15 protein-coding genes are annotated in these 16,828 nt (G+C 69.6%); 13 read left to right on the top strand and 2 right to left on the bottom strand.

Translation table 11 applies throughout. The features are described 5' to 3' along the window. Positions 1-67 precede the first annotated feature (67 nt). Complete coding sequence (locus tag ACZ7M2_RS07110) at positions 68-1,447, top strand: nitrate/nitrite transporter (protein WP_471594447.1); 1,380 nt, start codon at positions 68-70, stop codon at positions 1,445-1,447. Positions 1,448-1,548: 101 nt separating this feature from the next. Beyond that, positions 1,549-2,709, top strand: a complete 1,161-nt coding sequence (locus ACZ7M2_RS07105; protein WP_471594446.1) for a uroporphyrinogen-III synthase — start codon at positions 1,549-1,551, stop codon at positions 2,707-2,709. Here ACZ7M2_RS07105 and ACZ7M2_RS07100 read toward each other — a convergent pair. Next, positions 2,658-3,215 (bottom strand): anthrone oxygenase family protein, encoded by a 558-nt coding sequence (locus tag ACZ7M2_RS07100; RefSeq protein ID WP_471594445.1) that lies wholly within the window; start codon positions 3,213-3,215, stop codon positions 2,658-2,660. The genes ACZ7M2_RS07105 and ACZ7M2_RS07100 overlap by 52 nt on opposite strands. Positions 3,216-3,392: 177 nt before the next feature. On the opposite strand from ACZ7M2_RS07100, the gene ACZ7M2_RS07095 reads away from it, so the two are divergent. The 6 genes from ACZ7M2_RS07095 (at position 3,393) to ACZ7M2_RS07070 (ending at position 10,799) form a co-directional block, all read left to right on the top strand. Beyond that, positions 3,393-3,980: a CGNR zinc finger domain-containing protein gene (locus ACZ7M2_RS07095; protein ID WP_352049000.1), complete on the top strand. Its 588-nt coding sequence runs from the start codon at positions 3,393-3,395 to the stop codon at positions 3,978-3,980. Positions 3,981-4,272: 292 nt separating this feature from the next. Then, entirely contained in the window at positions 4,273-4,809 is a 537-nt protein-coding gene (locus tag ACZ7M2_RS07090) for a sigma-70 family RNA polymerase sigma factor (RefSeq protein ID WP_054229655.1), read from the top strand. A gap of 38 nt (positions 4,810-4,847) precedes the next feature. Beyond that, positions 4,848-5,639 carry an anti-sigma factor family protein gene (locus ACZ7M2_RS07085; protein WP_471594444.1) on the top strand — a complete coding sequence of 264 codons (792 nt, stop codon included), beginning with the start codon at positions 4,848-4,850 and terminating at the stop codon, positions 5,637-5,639. 83 nt (positions 5,640-5,722) lie between these two features. Then, positions 5,723-8,149 carry a HelD family protein gene (locus tag ACZ7M2_RS07080; RefSeq protein ID WP_471594443.1) on the top strand — a complete coding sequence of 809 codons (2,427 nt, stop codon included), beginning with the start codon at positions 5,723-5,725 and terminating at the stop codon, positions 8,147-8,149. Between the two features lie 423 nt (positions 8,150-8,572). Then, positions 8,573-9,994, top strand: a complete 1,422-nt coding sequence (locus ACZ7M2_RS07075; protein ID WP_471594442.1) for an NAD-dependent malic enzyme — start codon at positions 8,573-8,575, stop codon at positions 9,992-9,994. Between the two features lie 523 nt (positions 9,995-10,517). Further along, positions 10,518-10,799, top strand: a complete 282-nt coding sequence (locus ACZ7M2_RS07070) for an HU family DNA-binding protein (RefSeq protein WP_007382399.1) — start codon at positions 10,518-10,520, stop codon at positions 10,797-10,799. Positions 10,800-10,924: 125 nt separating this feature from the next. Here ACZ7M2_RS07070 and murA read toward each other — a convergent pair whose 3' ends face one another. Beyond that, entirely contained in the window at positions 10,925-12,271 is a 1,347-nt protein-coding gene (murA, locus tag ACZ7M2_RS07065; protein ID WP_067379861.1) for a UDP-N-acetylglucosamine 1-carboxyvinyltransferase, read from the bottom strand. A 280-nt stretch (positions 12,272-12,551) separates the two neighbouring features. On the opposite strand from murA, the gene ACZ7M2_RS07060 reads away from it, so the two are divergent. The 5 genes from ACZ7M2_RS07060 to ACZ7M2_RS07040 all read left to right on the top strand — a co-directional run bounded on the left by ACZ7M2_RS07060 (position 12,552) and on the right by ACZ7M2_RS07040 (position 16,827). After that, positions 12,552-13,127 (top strand): YqgE/AlgH family protein, encoded by a 576-nt coding sequence (locus tag ACZ7M2_RS07060; protein ID WP_054229660.1) that lies wholly within the window; start codon positions 12,552-12,554, stop codon positions 13,125-13,127. 30 nt (positions 13,128-13,157) lie between these two features. Then, positions 13,158-13,454, top strand: a complete 297-nt coding sequence (locus tag ACZ7M2_RS07055; protein WP_075029065.1) for a DUF3039 domain-containing protein — start codon at positions 13,158-13,160, stop codon at positions 13,452-13,454. A 253-nt stretch (positions 13,455-13,707) separates the two neighbouring features. Next, positions 13,708-15,027, top strand: coding sequence for an extracellular solute-binding protein (locus tag ACZ7M2_RS07050; protein WP_471594441.1), 1,320 nt, complete (start codon positions 13,708-13,710; stop codon positions 15,025-15,027). Between the two features lie 4 nt (positions 15,028-15,031). Further along, positions 15,032-15,976, top strand: coding sequence for a carbohydrate ABC transporter permease (locus tag ACZ7M2_RS07045; protein WP_471594440.1), 945 nt, complete (start codon positions 15,032-15,034; stop codon positions 15,974-15,976). Beyond that, positions 15,973-16,827: a carbohydrate ABC transporter permease gene (locus ACZ7M2_RS07040; protein ID WP_471594439.1), complete on the top strand. Its 855-nt coding sequence runs from the start codon at positions 15,973-15,975 to the stop codon at positions 16,825-16,827. The genes ACZ7M2_RS07045 and ACZ7M2_RS07040 overlap by 4 nt, the downstream gene beginning before the upstream one ends. Position 16,828: the final 1 nt, after the last annotated feature.

Genomic DNA, 16,828 nt, shown 5'->3' with positions numbered 1-16,828 from the left:
TACCTTCGGGACTCAGTCAGTCGTTGTACGACACCTGGGCACCGCACCGGAGAACCGTGGAGGCGTCATGACAGCCCCTAGTACAGCCCCCGCACCGAGCAGGGGAGGCCGCTGGATCCAGAAGTGGGACCCCGAGGACGAGACCTTCTGGAAAGAGACGGGTGAGAAGGTCGCCCGGCGGAATCTGCTCTTCTCCGTGCTCTCCGAGCACATCGGGTTCTCGATCTGGACCATGTGGTCGGTGATGGTGCTCTTCATGGGCCCCGAGTACGGGCTCACCCCGGCCGACAAGTTCATGCTCACCTCGATGGTGACGCTGGTCGGAGCCGTGGTGCGGGTCCCGTACACCTTCGCGGTGGCGATCTTCGGCGGCCGGAACTGGACCATCGTCTCGGCGAGCCTGCTGCTCGTCCCGAGCGTCGCCGCGTTCGCGGTGATGAAGCCGGGGACCTCGTTCGACACCTTCCTGCTGGTCGGTCTGCTCGCCGGCATCGGCGGCGGCAACTTCGCCTCCAGCATGACCAACATCAACGCCTTCTTCCCGTTGAGGAAGAAGGGCTGGGCGCTCGGTCTCAACGCGGGCGGCGGAAACATCGGCGTGCCCGTCATCCAGCTCGTGGCGCTCGCGATCATCGGCGTGAACGGCGGACCGAGGGTCCTGCTGGGGATCTACATTCCGCTGATCGTCGTCGCCGCCGTGCTCGCCGCCGTCTACATGGACAACATCGCGTCCGTGAAGAACGACACCGGCGCCGCCAGGGACGCCGCGAAGGACGCCCACACCTGGATCATGTCCTTCCTCTACATCGGCACCTTCGGGTCGTTCATCGGCTACAGCTTCGCCTTCGGGCAGGTGCTCCAGAACCAGTTCGGCCGCACCCCGCTGCAGGCGGCCTACGTCACCTTCATCGGCCCGCTGCTCGGCTCCCTGATCCGGCCCGTGGGCGGCTGGCTCGCCGACCGCTACGGCGGCGCGCGCATCACGCTGTGGAACTTCGTCGCCATGGCCGGCGCGACCGGTGTCATCGTCGTCGCCTCCACTCAGAAGTCGCTTCCCCTGTTCACGATCGCGTTCATCGCGCTGTTCGTGCTCACCGGGCTCGGCAACGGCTCGACGTACAAGATGATCCCGGGCATCTTCCAGGCCAAGGCCGTCGCCAAGGGACTGGAAGGGGAGGCGGCGGCCTCCTACGGGCGGCGGCTGTCCGGCGCCTCCATGGGCCTCATCGGCGCGGTGGGCGCGCTCGGCGGCGTCGGCATCAACCTCGCCTTCCGGCAGTCCTTCCTGTCCTATGGTTCGGGCACCGGCGCCTTTGTCGCCTTCCTCGCCTTCTACGCGCTGTGCTTCCTGGTGACCTGGGCCGTATACCTTCGAGGCCCCGCCACCCAGACCCGTACGGCCACTGCCGCAGAGGCGAAGCCGCAGCTCAGCTACGTCGAGGTCTGACGTAACACGGGTGACATCAAGGTGAACCGAGCCTGTCACGGGGTGTTGACAGGCTCGGTCAGCGGTGACCGCACGTAGACCCCCAGCGCGAGACGAGAGCCATGGACGACGAACAGCAGCGACCGGCCGGGCAGGACAGCGGCCCCCTCGCGGGGTTCACCGTGGGCGTGACGGCCGCGCGTCGGGCCGACGAACTCGGGGCTTTGCTCCAGCGACGCGGCGCCGTCGTCCAGCACGCGCCCGCCCTGCGCATCGTGCCGCTCGCCGACGACAGCGAACTCCTCGCCGCCACCAAGGAGCTGATCGACCAGGCGCCCGACATCGTGGTCGCCACCACCGCGATCGGCTTCCGCGGCTGGATCGAGGCCGCCGACGGGTGGGGGCTCGGCGAGGGCCTGCTCGGTCGGCTGCGCGGGGTCGAACTGCTCGCGCGCGGCCCCAAGGTGAAGGGCGCCGTACGGGCCCAGGGACTGACCGAGGAGTGGTCGCCCTCCTCCGAGTCCATGGCCGAGGTGCTCGACCGGCTCTTGGAGGAGGGCGTCGAGGGCCGCCGTATCGCCGTACAGCTGCACGGCGAGCCGCTGCCCGGGTTCGTGGAGTCGCTGCGGGCCGCCGGAGCCGAGGTCGTGGGGGTCCCCGTCTACCGGTGGATGCCGCCGGAGGACATCGGGCCCGTCGACCGGCTCCTCGACGCCACCGTCACCCGGGGCCTGGACGCGCTCACCTTCACCAGCGCGCCCGCCGCCGCCTCCCTGCTGTCCAGGGCCGAGGACCGCGGCCTGCTGTCCGAACTCCTCGCCGCCCTCCACCACGACGTCCTGCCCGCCTGCGTCGGCCCCGTCACCGCGCTCCCTCTGCAGGCGCACGGCATCGACACGGTCCAGCCCGAGCGCTTCCGGCTCGGCCCCCTCGTCCAGCTGCTCTGCCAGGAACTCCCCGGCCGGGCTCGTACGTTGCCCATCGCCGGCCACCGCGTAGAGATCCGCGGCCACGCCGTGATGGTCGACGGAGCGCTGCGGCCCGTACCGCCCGCCGGGATGTCGCTGCTGCGGACCCTGTCCCGCCGCCCCGGCTGGGTGGTCGCCCGGGCCGAACTGCTGCGGGCGCTGCCGGGCGCCGGGCGGGACGAGCACGCCGTCGAGACGGCCATGGCCCGGCTGCGTACGGCACTCGGCGCGCCCAAGCTCATCCAGACCGTCGTCAAGCGCGGCTACCGGCTCGCGCTCGACCCGGCCGCCGACTCCAAGTACGCCGACGTGTAGGCGCGGTGGCGGTACAGGAGCAGAGCGCGGGTGAGGCAGGCCAGGGCGAGCGTCGACAGCAGGGCCCGTACGACGTTCCACGCGACCCAGGTGTCCTCGAACCTCTGGCGTACGGCGGCCGGGTCGGCGACCGTCGCGGGGTTTCCGGCGTTCGCCAGACGGTTGTTGAGCGGGATGTTCACGGCGACCGTGAACAGGAAGGCCAGCGCGTACGCGGCGAGGGCGGCGAACACCCACCACCGGTGGGGGGACTTGCGCGACTGCCAGGCGGAGACCGCCGTGAGGGCCAGCGCGCCCATGAAACTCAAGAAGAACACCGGGTTCTGGATCACGTCGTTGATGTTCTGCATGACCTCGATGAAGACCCGGTCGTCACTGCGGGCCAGTGACGGCATGACGTCGCAGGCGAAAATGTAGAAGACCCCGGCGATCAGGCCCATCGCGACCGTGGCCGCACCCAGGACACCTCCGGCGGTGGTACGCCGCCCCGTGCTGTTCTCTGTCATGCCATCGAGTCAACCGGCGTGGTCCGGCGCCGGACATGGCCGAGGCGCGCGGTCTCATAAGCGGACGTCCACCCCCTGACCGGCACAGGTCTTCCGGTCGCGGGTGCAGCCATGCACTGTAGGGGGTACGCCCCTACCGACCCCTCACGGCGGTAACCCCAAGGCGGTGACAGGCACATGGCATCGGGCATGGCCACGGCCTCGTACGAGCTGAGGTTCGACTCCGGGCGGATCTGCCTGGACCTCCTCGCGACCACCCACCCCGAGGAACGGCTCGACTCGGTGGACCGGCTGCGCGCCTGGATCACCCGCTCCGGGCTCGTCCCCGCGGGCACCCCGCTCGCGGCGGCCGACCTCTCCTGGCTCGTGGGCTTTCGCGAACTGCGCGGCCATGTCGCCCGGTTGGTCCGCGGCGAGCTGGACGCACGGCCCGCTGACACCGCGCTCGCCCGCGTCAACGCCGTCGCGCTCGCCGCCCCGCCCGCCCCCTGGGCCGTACGCGCGGACGACGGATCGCTGCGGCGCCGGCTGCACACCCCGCCCGGCCGCCCCGGGTTGCTCGCCGTCATCGCACGCGACGCCCTCGAACTGCTCACCGACCCGGTGGCGCGCGCGAGCCTCAGACAGTGCGAGGGGGACAACTGCCCGATCGTCTACCTCGACACCTCCCGGGGGCGGCGCCGGCGGTGGTGTTCCAGCGAGGTGTGCGGAAACCGGGAGCGGGTGGCCCGGCATCGGCGCCGGGCGGCCCTCGCCCGCGCGTGAACCGTGCATGACGCGCATACACGTGTATGACGCGCATAAACCGTGTATGAAACGCGTCACAGTATCCGGAGCCTTCGCTTCACCCGTATGTGATGTGTCGATCGCGTGCGGTGATCAACAAACATCCTTCACAACTCTTCCAAGAAATATGTCCTACCTCTTTGAACATGCGCACGCCCAGACACGTACTCCGGGACGAGCGACCGACTGGGGGATCCCCCGGACACCGGAGGTAGGCGTGCGCAAGGATTCCGCCGTGGCTGATGAACGAAGGTCAAGGGCCCGACATCGCATGAATCCATCTGCGTCGGCTTCGTCGAACGAACCCGACGAGGAGCTGATGCGTGCGCTGTACCGGGAACACGCGGGTCCGTTGCTCGCGTACGTGCTGCGGCTGGTCGCGGGGGATCGGCAGCGTGCCGAGGACGTTGTGCAGGAAACACTCATCCGTGCCTGGAAGAACGCCGGTCAGCTCAATCGGGCGACCGGTTCGGTACGACCCTGGCTGGTGACGGTCGCCCGGCGCATCGTCATCGACGGCCACCGCAGCCGGCAGGCCCGGCCGCAGGAGGTGGACCCGTCACCGCTGGAGGTCATCCCCGCGGAGGACGAGATCGACAAGGCGTTGTGGCTGATGACACTGTCGGACGCGCTGGACGACCTGACCCCTGCTCACAGGGAAGTTCTGGTCGAAACGTACTTCAAAGGGCGTACGGTCAATGAGGCGGCCGAGACGCTCGGCATACCCAGCGGCACCGTGCGCTCCCGGGTGTTCTACGCCCTGCGGTCGATGAAGCTGGCGCTGGAGGAGCGGGGGGTGACGGCATGAACACATACGGGGGTTACGGAACGGGCGGGCCAGGAGCCATGCAGGGACCACGGGGACAACAGAACCCTGGTGACAACATTCACGAAACCGTCGGCGCCTACGCCCTCGGTATCCTCGACGACGCCGAGGCGACGGCCTTCGAGGCCCATCTCGCCACCTGCGAATGGTGCGCCCAGCAGCTCGACGAGCTCGCCGGGATGGAACCGATGCTCGCCGCGCTCGCGGATCTGCCCGCCTCGCAGGGCACGCCCGCCATCGGCGAGTCGCTGTCCGCACGCCCGAGCCCACGGCTCGCGGAACGGCTGGTCGACGAGGTGTCGGAGCGACGCGCGGTCAAGCGCCGGCGCGGCCTCTACCTCGTAGCCGCCGCGGCGGCGCTGATCATCGGCGGCCCGCTGACGGTGATGGCCGTCAACGGCGGCGGCACCACCAGCACCACCGCGTCGCCCGACTCGGCCATGGCCACCAGCCCGGCCAAGGCAGCCTTCGACGTCATGACGGACAAGAAGTCGGCCACGGACCCGAGCACCAAGGTCAACGCCGTCGTCGCGATCGAGAAGAAGGACTGGGGCACCCACGCCGTCCTCCAGCTCAAGAACGTCAAGGGCCCGCTGAAGTGCTCCCTGATCGCCGTCGGCAAGAACGGCGAGCGCGAGACGGTGACCTCCTGGGCCGTTCCGAACTGGGGCTACGGCATCGCGAACGCCAAGACGGAAGAGGCGAAGAAGCCCCTCTACGTCCACGGCGGCGCGGCCTTCAACCCGAACGAGATCGACCACTTCGAGGTCATGACCTTCGACGGGAAGCGGCTCGTCGAGGTGAACGTGTGAGCGGTCTCAGGGCGCGCACGTAGCCTCACGGGGTCCCCTTCGCGTACGGTTGACGGCTGCCCAGCACGTCAGAAGGGGGCCCGGTGGCCGCTCAGGCTCAGCAGGAAACCGCGCTCGACCAGATCCACGATTCCGCACAGGACGATTCCGTACGGGATCGTGAGATCAGCGTCGAGCAGCAACATCTGGACCGGGTGTACCGGCGCCTCGAGGAGAAGATCCACGAGGCGGAGTTCCTGATGAACGACGCCGCTCAGCGCGGCCAGGTCGGTACACCGGGGGCGCTCGCGGAGCGCGACGCCCAGGTGTTCCGCGCGGGGATTCATCTGAATCGCCTGAACAACGAGTTCGAGGACTTCCTCTTCGGCCGGATCGACCTGCTGCTCGGGAAGGACGGCAAGAAGGGTCCGGACGGCGCCTACACGGCCGTCGAACCGGCCGAGGGTGTCGTACAGGTGGACGAGACCGGCCAGTACGCCTCCATCGCCGAGACGCTTCACATCGGCCGCATCGGGGTGCTGGACGCGGACTACGCGCCGCTGGTCATCGACTGGCGGGCGCCCGCCGCGGCCCCCTTCTACCGCTCGACGCCGGTCGACCCGGGCCGCGTCGTACGCCGCCGGGTCATCCGCTCCAAGGGCCGCAAGGTCCTCGGCGTCGAGGACGACCTGATGCGCCCCGAGCTCAAGGCCACCCTCGACGGCCGGGAACTCCCGGTGATCGGCGACGGCGCCCTGATGGCCGCGCTCGGCCAGGCCCGCAGCCACACCATGCGGGACATCGTGGCGTCCATCCAGGCCGAACAGGACCTGGTGATCCGCGCCCCCGCCGCGTCGGTGACCTACGTGGAGGGCGGCCCCGGCACCGGCAAGACGGCCGTGGCCCTGCACCGGGCGGCCTATCTCCTCTACCAGGACCGCCGCCGGTACGCGGGCGGCATCCTGATCGTCTCCCCGACCCCGCTCCTGGTCGCCTACACCGAGGGCGTGCTGCCCTCCCTCGGCGAAGAGGGCCAGGTCGCCATCCGCGCCATCGGCTCCCTCGTCGACGGTGCGGAGGCCACCCTGTACGACGCTCCGGCCGTCGCCCGCGCCAAGGGCTCGTACAGGATGCTCAAGGTGCTGCGGAAGGCCGCCAGGGGCGCGCTGGAGACTCCCGGCGGCAACCCGGGCCGGTCCACCGCCGGCGGGGAAAGGCCGGAGCAGCTCGCGTTCGGCGAGGAGGCCGCCCAGATCCCCGGGGGCACCCCCACCCGCCTGCGCGTCGTCGCCTTCGGGAGGCGCCTGGAGCTGGAGGCCGCCGAGCTCGACCGCATCAAGCACAACGCGCTGAGCGGGACCGCGCCGGTGAACCTGCTGCGCCCGCGCGCCCGCAAACTGCTCCTGGACGCGCTGTGGGCGAAGTCCGGGGCCGGTACGCGGCACGCGGACCCGGAGCTGGCCGCCGAGCTGCGGTCGTCCTTCGACGAGGATGTCGCCTCCGAGGACAGTTTCATCGACTTCGTGAACGCGTGGTGGCCCGAGCTGACCCCGCGGGGCGTCCTCGCCGCCATGGCCGACGAGCGGCGCCTCGGCCGCTGGGCGCGCCGGATCCTCAACCCCGGCGAGGTGCGCCGGGTCGCGCGCTCGCTCAAACGGGACGGGCTGTCCGTCCACGACGTGGCGATGCTGGACGAGCTCCAGGCGATCCTGGGCATGCCCGTCCGGCCCCGCAAACGCCGCGAGCTGGACCCGCTGGACCAGCTCACCGGTCTCGAGGAGCTCATGCCCGTACGCGAGGAGTCGCAGCGTGAGCGGGCCGAGCGGCTGGCGCAGGAGCGCGTCGAGTACGCGCACGTCATCGTCGACGAGGCGCAGGACCTCACGCCCATGCAGTGGCGGATGGTGGGCCGACGCGGCCGGCAGGCCACCTGGACCGTCGTGGGCGACCCGGCGCAGTCCTCGTGGTCGGACCCCGACGAGGCCGCGGAGGCCCGTGACGAGGCCCTGGGAAGCCGTCCCCGGCGCCGCTTCACCCTCACCGTCAACTACCGCAACCCCGCCGAGATCGCCGAGCTGGCCGCCAAGGTCCTCGCCCTCGCCATGCCCGGCTCCGAGTCCCCCTCGGCCGTACGGTCCACCGGGGTCGAGCCGCGTTTCGTGGCGACGAACAACGCGGGCGCCGGTGTACGGGACTCGCTCGCGCAGACCGTGCGCGCCGAGGCCGCGCGGCTGCTGGACCGGGTGGACGGCACGGTGGGCGTCGTGGTGGCCATGAACCGGCGCGAGGAGGCCGCCCGCTGGCTCGCCGGGCTCGGCGAACGGGTGGTGGCGCTCGGGAGCCTGGAGGCGAAGGGACTGGAGTACGACGCGACGGTGGTCGTCTCGCCGGCGGAGATCGCCGACGAGTCGCCCGCGGGGCTGCGGGTGCTCTACGTCGCCCTCACCCGGGCCACGCAGCAGCTGACGATCGTCTCCGGCGACCGCGACGAACCCGACGCGAACGGGGTGCCGGATCTGCTCCGGGACTGACCCCCGCCGGGGCCGACGCCCCAGATGAACTCTCGGGGTGGGAATTGCCTTACGGGGATCGTTTGTTACCGTGGATGTGACACCGGCCCGATCCAAGCCCCCGGGCCCAACCTTCGTCGCTACGAGCGACCACTTGCCGCGAGGCGAGCATGGCGGGTCGGTGTCACTGAACGAGGAGAGGCTCACGTCACCTGACGTGAGCCTCTTTCGTTGTCGGCTCCCGTTGGCCGACCATTTCCCCTGAGGTTCACGTACTCTCGTATGGTGGAAGTTGTCTTCCGAAAGCGCGCGCCCTACCTGCGAACAAAACGTTCGCAATCCGGGGCGGCTACCACGTACTGAGGGGTAGGTGCGACGATCGGACGGCATACCCGCGAGACAGCGCGACCCAGCAGTACACGGTGAAAGCAGAGGAAGTCGGCCATGGCAACGGCGCCCAGCGTCTCCTACTCGATTACGGTCCGACTGGAGGTGCCCGCGAGCGGAACCGCGGTCTCCCAGATCACCACGGCCGTAGAGTCCCACGGAGGCTCGGTCACCGGCCTCGACGTGACCGCCTCAGGCCACGAGAAGCTCCGGATCGACGTCACCATCGCGGCGAGCTCCACGGCCCACGCCGACGAGATCGTCCAGCAGCTGCGCGGCATCGAGGGCGTCACGCTGGGCAAGGTCTCCGACCGTACGTTCCTCATGCACCTCGGCGGCAAGATCGAGATGCAGTCGAAGCACCCGATCCGCAACCGTGACGACCTCTCCATGATCTACACCCCGGGCGTGGCCCGCGTGTGCATGGCGATCGCCGAGAACCCCGAGGACGCCCGCCGCCTCACCATCAAGCGCAACTCCGTTGCGGTCGTGACGGACGGCTCGGCCGTGCTCGGCCTCGGGAACATCGGGCCCAAGGCCGCCCTCCCGGTCATGGAGGGCAAGGCGGCCCTCTTCAAGCGCTTCGCCGGCATCGACGCCTGGCCGCTGTGCCTGGACACCCAGGACACCGACGCGATCGTCGAGATCGTCAAGGCCATCGCCCCCGGCTTCGCGGGCATCAACCTGGAGGACATCTCCGCGCCGCGCTGCTTCGAGATCGAGGCCCGGCTGCGCGAGGCCCTCGACATCCCCGTCTTCCACGACGACCAGCACGGCACCGCGATCGTCGTCCTCGCCGCGCTCACGAACGCCCTGCGTGTGGCGGGCAAGGCCATCGGTGACATCCGGGTCGTCATGTCCGGCGCGGGCGCGGCCGGTACGGCCATCCTGAAGCTGCTCATCGCCGCGGGCGTCAAGAACGCCGTCGTCGCCGACATCCACGGTGTCGTGCACGCGGACCGCGCGGACCTCGTCGGCGCGGCCTCCGATTCGCCACTGCGTTGGATCGCCGAAAACACCAACCCCGAGGGCCTCACGGGCACGTTGAAGGAGGCCGTGCGCGGCGCCGACGTGTTCATCGGCGTCTCCGCCCCGAACGTGCTCGACGGCGACGACGTGGCCGCCATGGCCGAGGGTGCCATCGTGTTCGCGCTCGCGAACCCCGACCCCGAGGTCGACCCGGCAATCGCCCGCCAGACCGCGGCAGTTGTCGCCACCGGCCGCTCCGACTTCCCCAACCAGATCAACAACGTGCTGGTCTTCCCGGGCGTCTTCCGCGGCCTCCTGGACGCCCAGTCCCGCACGGTCAACACCGAGATGATGCTGGCCGCCGCGGCCGCGCTCGCGGACGTGGTGACCGAGGACGAGCTGAACCCGAACTACATCATCCCCAGCGTCTTCAACGACAAGGTCGCGGGCGCGGTCGCCGGAGCGGTGCGCTCCGCGGCGAAGGCGGCGGGTGTGACAGCGGCGGAGTAGGGCACTCGGCGCCGGTGCGGGCGTCGCCGGGGGCTTGCCGCCCCCGGCCCCCGCGTCGGCCCGGACGGCCTTGTCCTCGAACGCTGGACGGCCTTGTCCTCGAACGCCGGACGGGCCGGCAGGCGTCCGCCGGATGATGGTCGTCGGTGGTCGTGGCGGTGTGACTTGCTGTGACGATCGCCACGACGGCCGCGCGTCGGCGCGTCGCGGGATGCGGGGTCCCTGGCGGCCCTCTAGGGTGGCGGCCAGGCTCAGGCCTCCCAGGCCCTGCGGTCCGCTGCCGGGAGCGGACGGAGCGTCACCACACTGAGGCAGTGGCGCTTTTCGTGTGACTCCCAGGGGTGCCGGATTGGCTTTCCCGCCGCAGGTGGGGGCAGGATGCGTCTTCGGGCGCGAGGGTCTGGCTACGGACCCGGGTCCGGGGACCGACCGAGGGCCCTGGCAGCATCGGCTTCGCCGCATCCAACATGCGGCTCCGCCGCGTGGCACGCCTCAACGGCAAGAAGAACACGGGAGTAACAACATGAACCGCAGTGAGCTGGTGGCCGCGCTGGCCGACCGCGCCGAGGTGACCCGCAAGGACGCCGACGCCGTTCTGGCCGCGTTCGCCGAGACCGTCGGCGAGATCGTCGCCAAGGGCGACGAGAAGGTCACCATCCCCGGCTTCCTGACCTTCGAGCGCACCCACCGTGCCGCTCGCACCGCGCGCAACCCGCAGACCGGCGACCCGATCCAGATCCCGGCCGGCTACAGCGTGAAGGTCTCCGCGGGCAGCAAGCTCAAGGAAGCGGCCAAGGGCAAGTAAGCCGCGTCCGTGTGCCACGGGACGGCGCACGAACCGCAGTAACGCCAATGGGGCGGCCCCCTTGACCGGGGGGCCGCCCCATCGTCGTACGTACGCCTGGAACTGTGGCCAGGGCGCCGGCCGTGTTATCCGAGCGCCTTGCCCGGCAGTTCGACCTTCGCGCCGAGTTCCACGAGCTTCTCCATGAAGTTCTCGTAGCCGCGGTTGATCAGGTCGATGCCGTGGACGCGGGAGGTGCCCTGGGCCGCGAGGGCGGCGATCAGGTACGAGAAGCCGCCGCGGAGGTCGGGGATGACCAGGTCGGCGCCCTGGAGCTTGGTCGGGCCCGAAACGACGGCCGAGTGCAGGAAGTTGCGCTGGCCGAAGCGGCAGTTCGAGCCGCCGAGGCACTCGCGGTAGAGCTGGATGTGCGCGCCCATCTGGTTCAGCGCGGAGGTGAAGCCGAGGCGGGACTCGTACACCGTCTCGTGGATGATCGACAGCCCCGTGGCCTGCGTCAGGGCGACCACCAGCGGCTGCTGCCAGTCGGTCTGGAAGCCGGGGTGGACGTCCGTCTCCAGGGCGATGGACTTGAGCTGCGAGCCCGGGTGCCAGAAGCGGATGCCCTCGTCGTCGATCTCGAACGCGCCGCCCACCTTGCGGTAGGTGTTCAGGAACGTCATCATCGAGCGCTGCTGGGCGCCGCGGACGTAGATGTTGCCCTCGGTCGCCAGCGCGGCGGAAGCCCAGGAGGCGGCCTCCAGGCGGTCCGGGAGGGCCGCGTGGGTGTAGCCGCCGAGCGAGTCCACACCGGTGATGCGGATCGTCCGGTCGGTGTCCATGGCGATGATCGCGCCCATCTTCTGCAGTACGCAGATGAGGTCCTCGATCTCGGGCTCCACGGCGGCGTTGGACAGCTCGGTGACGCCCTCCGCGAGCACCGCCGTCAGCAGCACCTGCTCGGTCGCGCCGACGGACGGGTACGGCAGCTGGATCTTCGTGCCGCGCAGCCGCTGCGGAGCCTCCAGGTACTGGCCGTCCGCCCGCTTCTCGATCCGCGCGCCGAACTGCCGCAGCACCTCGAAGTGGAAGTCGATCGGCCGGCCGCCGATGTCACAGCCGCCGAGACCCGGGATGAACGCGTGTCCCAGACGGTGCAGCAGCGGGCCGCAGAAGAGGATCGGGATGCGCGACGAGCCCGCGTGGGCATCGATGTCGGCGACGTTCGCGCTCTCCACGTGCGACGGGTCGAGGATCAGCTCGCCCGGCTCCTCACCCGGACGGACCGTCACGCCGTGCAGCTGCAGCAGCCCGCGCACGACGCGCACGTCGCGAATGTCGGGGACATTGCGCAGTCGGCTCGGAGCGCTGCCCAGCAGGGCGGCGACCATGGCCTTCGGTACGAGGTTCTTCGCACCGCGGACACGGATCTCGCCCTCGAGCGGGGTTCCGCCGTGGACAAGCAGTACATCGTCAGAGCCGTTGACGGTCATGTATCTCGCGTTCCGATGAGTTGGGCAGGAAAATGCGTCGGCAGGCCGGTTGGGCGGGAGCCGAAGAGCAAGGGTAATCGCCGCCCACCCCCCTTAAGTAAGCCCAAGGACCACCCAGCAACGTCATAGCTTTGCCACAACACGAACCGTTCCGAATCGGGCACACGGGGTCACCGGTGACGGTGTGCGCGGGGGACGCTCCTCTGCGCCCTGAGCTGCATTCACTCGGGTACGGGTATTGGGTCCCCCTACCCGGGGAAGATGCGGGATCATGTCTGGCATGACCGAGGTGTCCTCGCTCACAGGGCGGCTGCTCGTGGCCACGCCCGCCCTGGCGGACCCGAACTTCGACCGCGCGGTGGTGCTGCTCCTCGACCACGACGAGGAGGGCTCGCTCGGTGTCGTCCTCAACCGGCCGACCCCGGTGGACGTCAGCGACATCCTGGAGGCCTGGGCCGACCTGGCCGGGGAACCCGGCGTCGTCTTCCAGGGCGGCCCGGTGTCGCTGGACTCGGCGCTGGGCGTCGCGGTGATCCCGGGCGGCGTCGCCTCCGGGGAGCGCGCGCCACTCGGCTGGCGGCGGGTGCACGGCGCGATCGGCCTCGTCGACCTGGAGGCCCCACCGGAACTTCTCGCCTCGGCCCTCGGCTCCCTGAGAATCTTCGCCGGGTACGCGGGCTGGGGCCCCGGCCAACTGGAGGACGAACTGACCGAGGGTGCCTGGTACGTGGTGGAATCCGAACCGGGAGACGTCTCCTCCCCGTCCCCGGAGCGCCTCTGGCGCGAGGTCCTGCGCCGCCAGCGCAACGAACTCGCGATGGTGGCGACGTATCCGGACGACCCTTCACTCAACTGATGTCCGTGACCTTCAGTACCCTTGGCTTTCATGAGCACTCTTGAGCCTGAGACCCAGCCCCAGCGAGGCACTGGGACGGGGACCCTCGTAGAGCCGACGCCGCAGGTGTCGCACGGCGACGGGGACCACGAGCGCTTCGCCCACTATGTCCAGAAGGACAAGATCATGGCGAGCGCCCTCGACGGCACGCCCGTCGTGGCCCTCTGCGGCAAGGTGTGGGTCCCGGGCCGCGACCCGAAGAAGTACCCCGTGTGTCCCATGTGCAAGGAGATCTACGAGTCCATGGGCGCCGGCGGCGACAAGGGCAAGGGCGGCCAGGACAAGTAACGGGCGCCGCCGAGCACCGGCGGCCCGACGATCACAAGGCCCTCGGGGCGCGTTCCGGCGCGCCCCGAGGGCCTTTGCGTCGTGTGCGCCGGCGGTCTTCGCGCCGGTTGCCGTTGCACAGGGTGCGCCCCGTGGTCACAGAGTGGTGGAGACCTCTTGTGGACATGTTCATGTAGTCCATAGCCTCCGGTGTGTTGTGCAGAGCGAAACCGCCATTGCGTATGTTGCAACGCCCCCCATCGGAGGATGCTCGATGAAGCTCTCTGTGAAGCTGCCCGTGAAGCTCCCCGCCCGAACGGCCGTCGCCCTCGCCGCCCTTGTCGTCGCCACCGCCTGCGCCCCCCAGACCTCCGGCAACTCCTCCTCCGGAAAGGACGAGAAGACCGGCACGCTGCGGGTCTGGCTCTTCCAGGAGGTCAACAACGGGCCGAAGGAGAAGGTCGTCGACGCGGCCGTCAGCACCTTCAAGAAGGCCCACAAGGACACCAAGGTCACCATCGAGTACATCCCCGTGGAGACCCGCGCCCAGCGTATGAAGGCCGCCTTCAACGACCCGAAGAGCGCCCCCGACGTCATCGAGTACGGCAACACGGACACCGCCGGCTACGTCAAGGACGGCGGACTCGCCGACGTCACCAAGGAGTTCGCCGACTGGAGCGAGGCCAAGGACACCGACCCGACCGCCAAGCAGTCCGTGACGGTGGACGGGAAGATCTACGGCGCCCCGTTCTTCGTCGGCGTACGCGCCCTTTACTACCGCACCGACATCCTCAAGGGCCTCGGCCTCGAAGCCCCCAGGACCCAGGCCGAACTGATCTCCACCGCCAAGAAGATCCGCGCGGCCGATCCCGGCCTCTACGGACTCGTGGTCGGCGGCGCCTACACATACGGCGCGATGCCCTTCATCTGGTCCCAGGGCGGCGAGATCGCCCAGGGCAAGGGCGGCTCCTACGCCGCGAGCATCGACAGCGAGGCCGCCCGGAAGGGCATCAAGGCCTACACCTCGCTGTTCGGCGCCGACAACTGTCCCGCCGCCAAGTGCGCGGGCATGACCGGCAACGACACCGTCACCGCGTTCTCCTCCGGCAAGGCGGGCATGGCCATCGGCGGCGACTTCAGCCACGCCGCGATCGAGGCCGGGAAGATCAAGGGCAAGTACGCGGTCGTGCCGTTGCCCGGCGCGAAGCCGGGCTCCGTGGCCCCGGCGTTCGCGGGCGGCAACAACATCGGCGTCCTGAAGAGCACCTCGCACCGCACCCTCGCCGTCGACCTGATGGAGCAGCTGGCGAGCAAGAAGACCCAGAGCGAGCTCTTCGACGCCATGGGGTTCCTGCCCACGTACAGCGACGTGCGGGACGCGGTCGCGAAGAAGCAGCCGTTCGTCGCGCCCTTCGTGAAGACCCTCGCCTCGGGCGCCAAGTTCGTGCCCGCCTCGGCCGCCTGGTCCCAGATCGACGCCTCGCTCGTCCTGCCGACGATGTTCCAGGAGGTCATCAGCGGCAAGAAGGACGTCGCGGCGGCCTCGAAGGACGCGGCGAAGAAGATGAACGACGCGTTCAGCTCCGTGGGGTGAGCGGATGACCACGCAAGAGGCCGTCGCCCAACCGGTCACGGTCGCGAAGGCCGCGGCCGGCGTCCCCGGCCGCCGGCGCGCCCGCTGGACCCCCTGGCTCTACCTCGCCCCCGCCCTCGTCGTCCTCGGCGCCCTGCTCGTCTACCCCGTCTACCAGCTCGGCCTGATCTCGCTCCTGAAGTACACCCAGGCACAGGTCAGCGGCGGCGAACCGACCGCCTTCGAAGGGTTCGGCAACTACACCACCCTCTTCGCCGACGACCAGTTCTGGCAGGTCCTGATCGCCACGCTGGTGTTCGCGGCGGCCTGCGTGCTCTCCACCCTGGCCGTCGGCTGCGCCCTCGCCGTGCTCCTCACCCGCGTACGGGCCCTGCCGAGGCTCGCGCTGATGCTGGCCGCGCTCGGCGCGTGGGCGACCCCGGCGGTCACCGGGTCCACGGTCTGGCTGTTCCTGTTCGACCCCGACTTCGGGCCCGTCAACCGGGTCCTCGGAATGGGCGACCACTCCTGGACGTACGGGCGCTACAGCGCCTTCGCGCTCGTCCTGCTCGAAGTGGTCTGGTGCTCCTTCCCGTTCGTGATGGTCACGGTCTACGCGGGGATCCGCGCCGTACCCTCCGAAGTGCTGGAGGCGGCCGCCCTGGACGGCGCCTCGCAGTGGCGGATCTGGCGCTCGGTGCTCGCACCGCTGCTCCGCCCGATCCTGGTGGTCGTCACCATCCAGTCGGTCATCTGGGACTTCAAGGTCTTTACGCAGATCTACGTGATGACGAACGGCGGCGGCATCGCCGGCCAGAACCTCGTGCTGAACGTGTACGCCTACCAGAAGGCCTTCGCCTCCTCGCAGTACGGCCTCGGTTCGGCGATCGGCGTGGTCATGCTGGTGATCCTGCTGGCGGTCACGCTGGTGTACCTGCGCCTGCTGCGCAGGCAGGGGGAGGAACTGTGAGCCTCATACCCAGCTTCGTACGGCGTCCCCGGCGCCCCTGGCGGCTCGCCGCCGAGGCGTCCGCGCTGCTGATCGCGGTGGTCGTCGCCTTCCCCCTCTACTGGATGGTGCTCGGCGCCTTCAAACCGGCCGGGGAGATCGAGTCCACCGAGCCCCGGCCGTGGACGCTTTCGCCCTCCCTGGATTCCTTCCGGCGCGTCTTCGGGCAGCAGGAATTCGGCCGCTACTTCGTCAACAGCCTTGTGGTGGCGGGGTCCGTGGTCGTCGTCTCGGCGCTGATCGCGTTTCTCGCGGCGACCGCGGTCACCCGATTCCGCTTCCGTTTCCGGACCACTCTGTTGATCATGTTCCTGGTCGCGCAGATGGTGCCCGTCGAGGCGCTGACGATCCCCCTCTTCTTCCTGATGCGGGACTTCGGCCAGCTGAACACGCTGGGCTCGCTGATCCTGCCGCACATCGCCTTCTCGCTGCCGTTCGCGATCTGGATGCTGAGGGGTTTTGTGAAGGCGGTTCCCGAGGCGCTGGAGGAGGCCGCGTACATCGACGGGGCGAGCCGTACGCGATTCCTCTGGCAGATCCTTTTCCCGCTCGTCTTCCCGGGCCTGGTGGCCACGAGCGTCTTTTCCTTCATCTCGGCCTGGAACGACTTCCTGTTCGCCAAGTCCTTCATCATCAGCGATACCTCGCAGTCCACCTTGCCGATGGCCCTCCTCGTCTTCTACAAGCCCGACGAGCCCGACTGGGGTGGCGTGATGGCGGCGTCCACAGTGATGACGATTCCGGTGCTCATCTTCTTCGTGCTCGTACAGCGACGCCTGGTCTCCGGTCTCGGCGGAGCGGTGAAGGACTGAC

This window comes from Streptomyces sp. NPDC111507, from assembly GCF_055638955.1.
The sequence above is the reverse complement of the archived record's forward strand: the minus strand, read 5'-3'. Positions and strand labels throughout refer to the sequence as shown.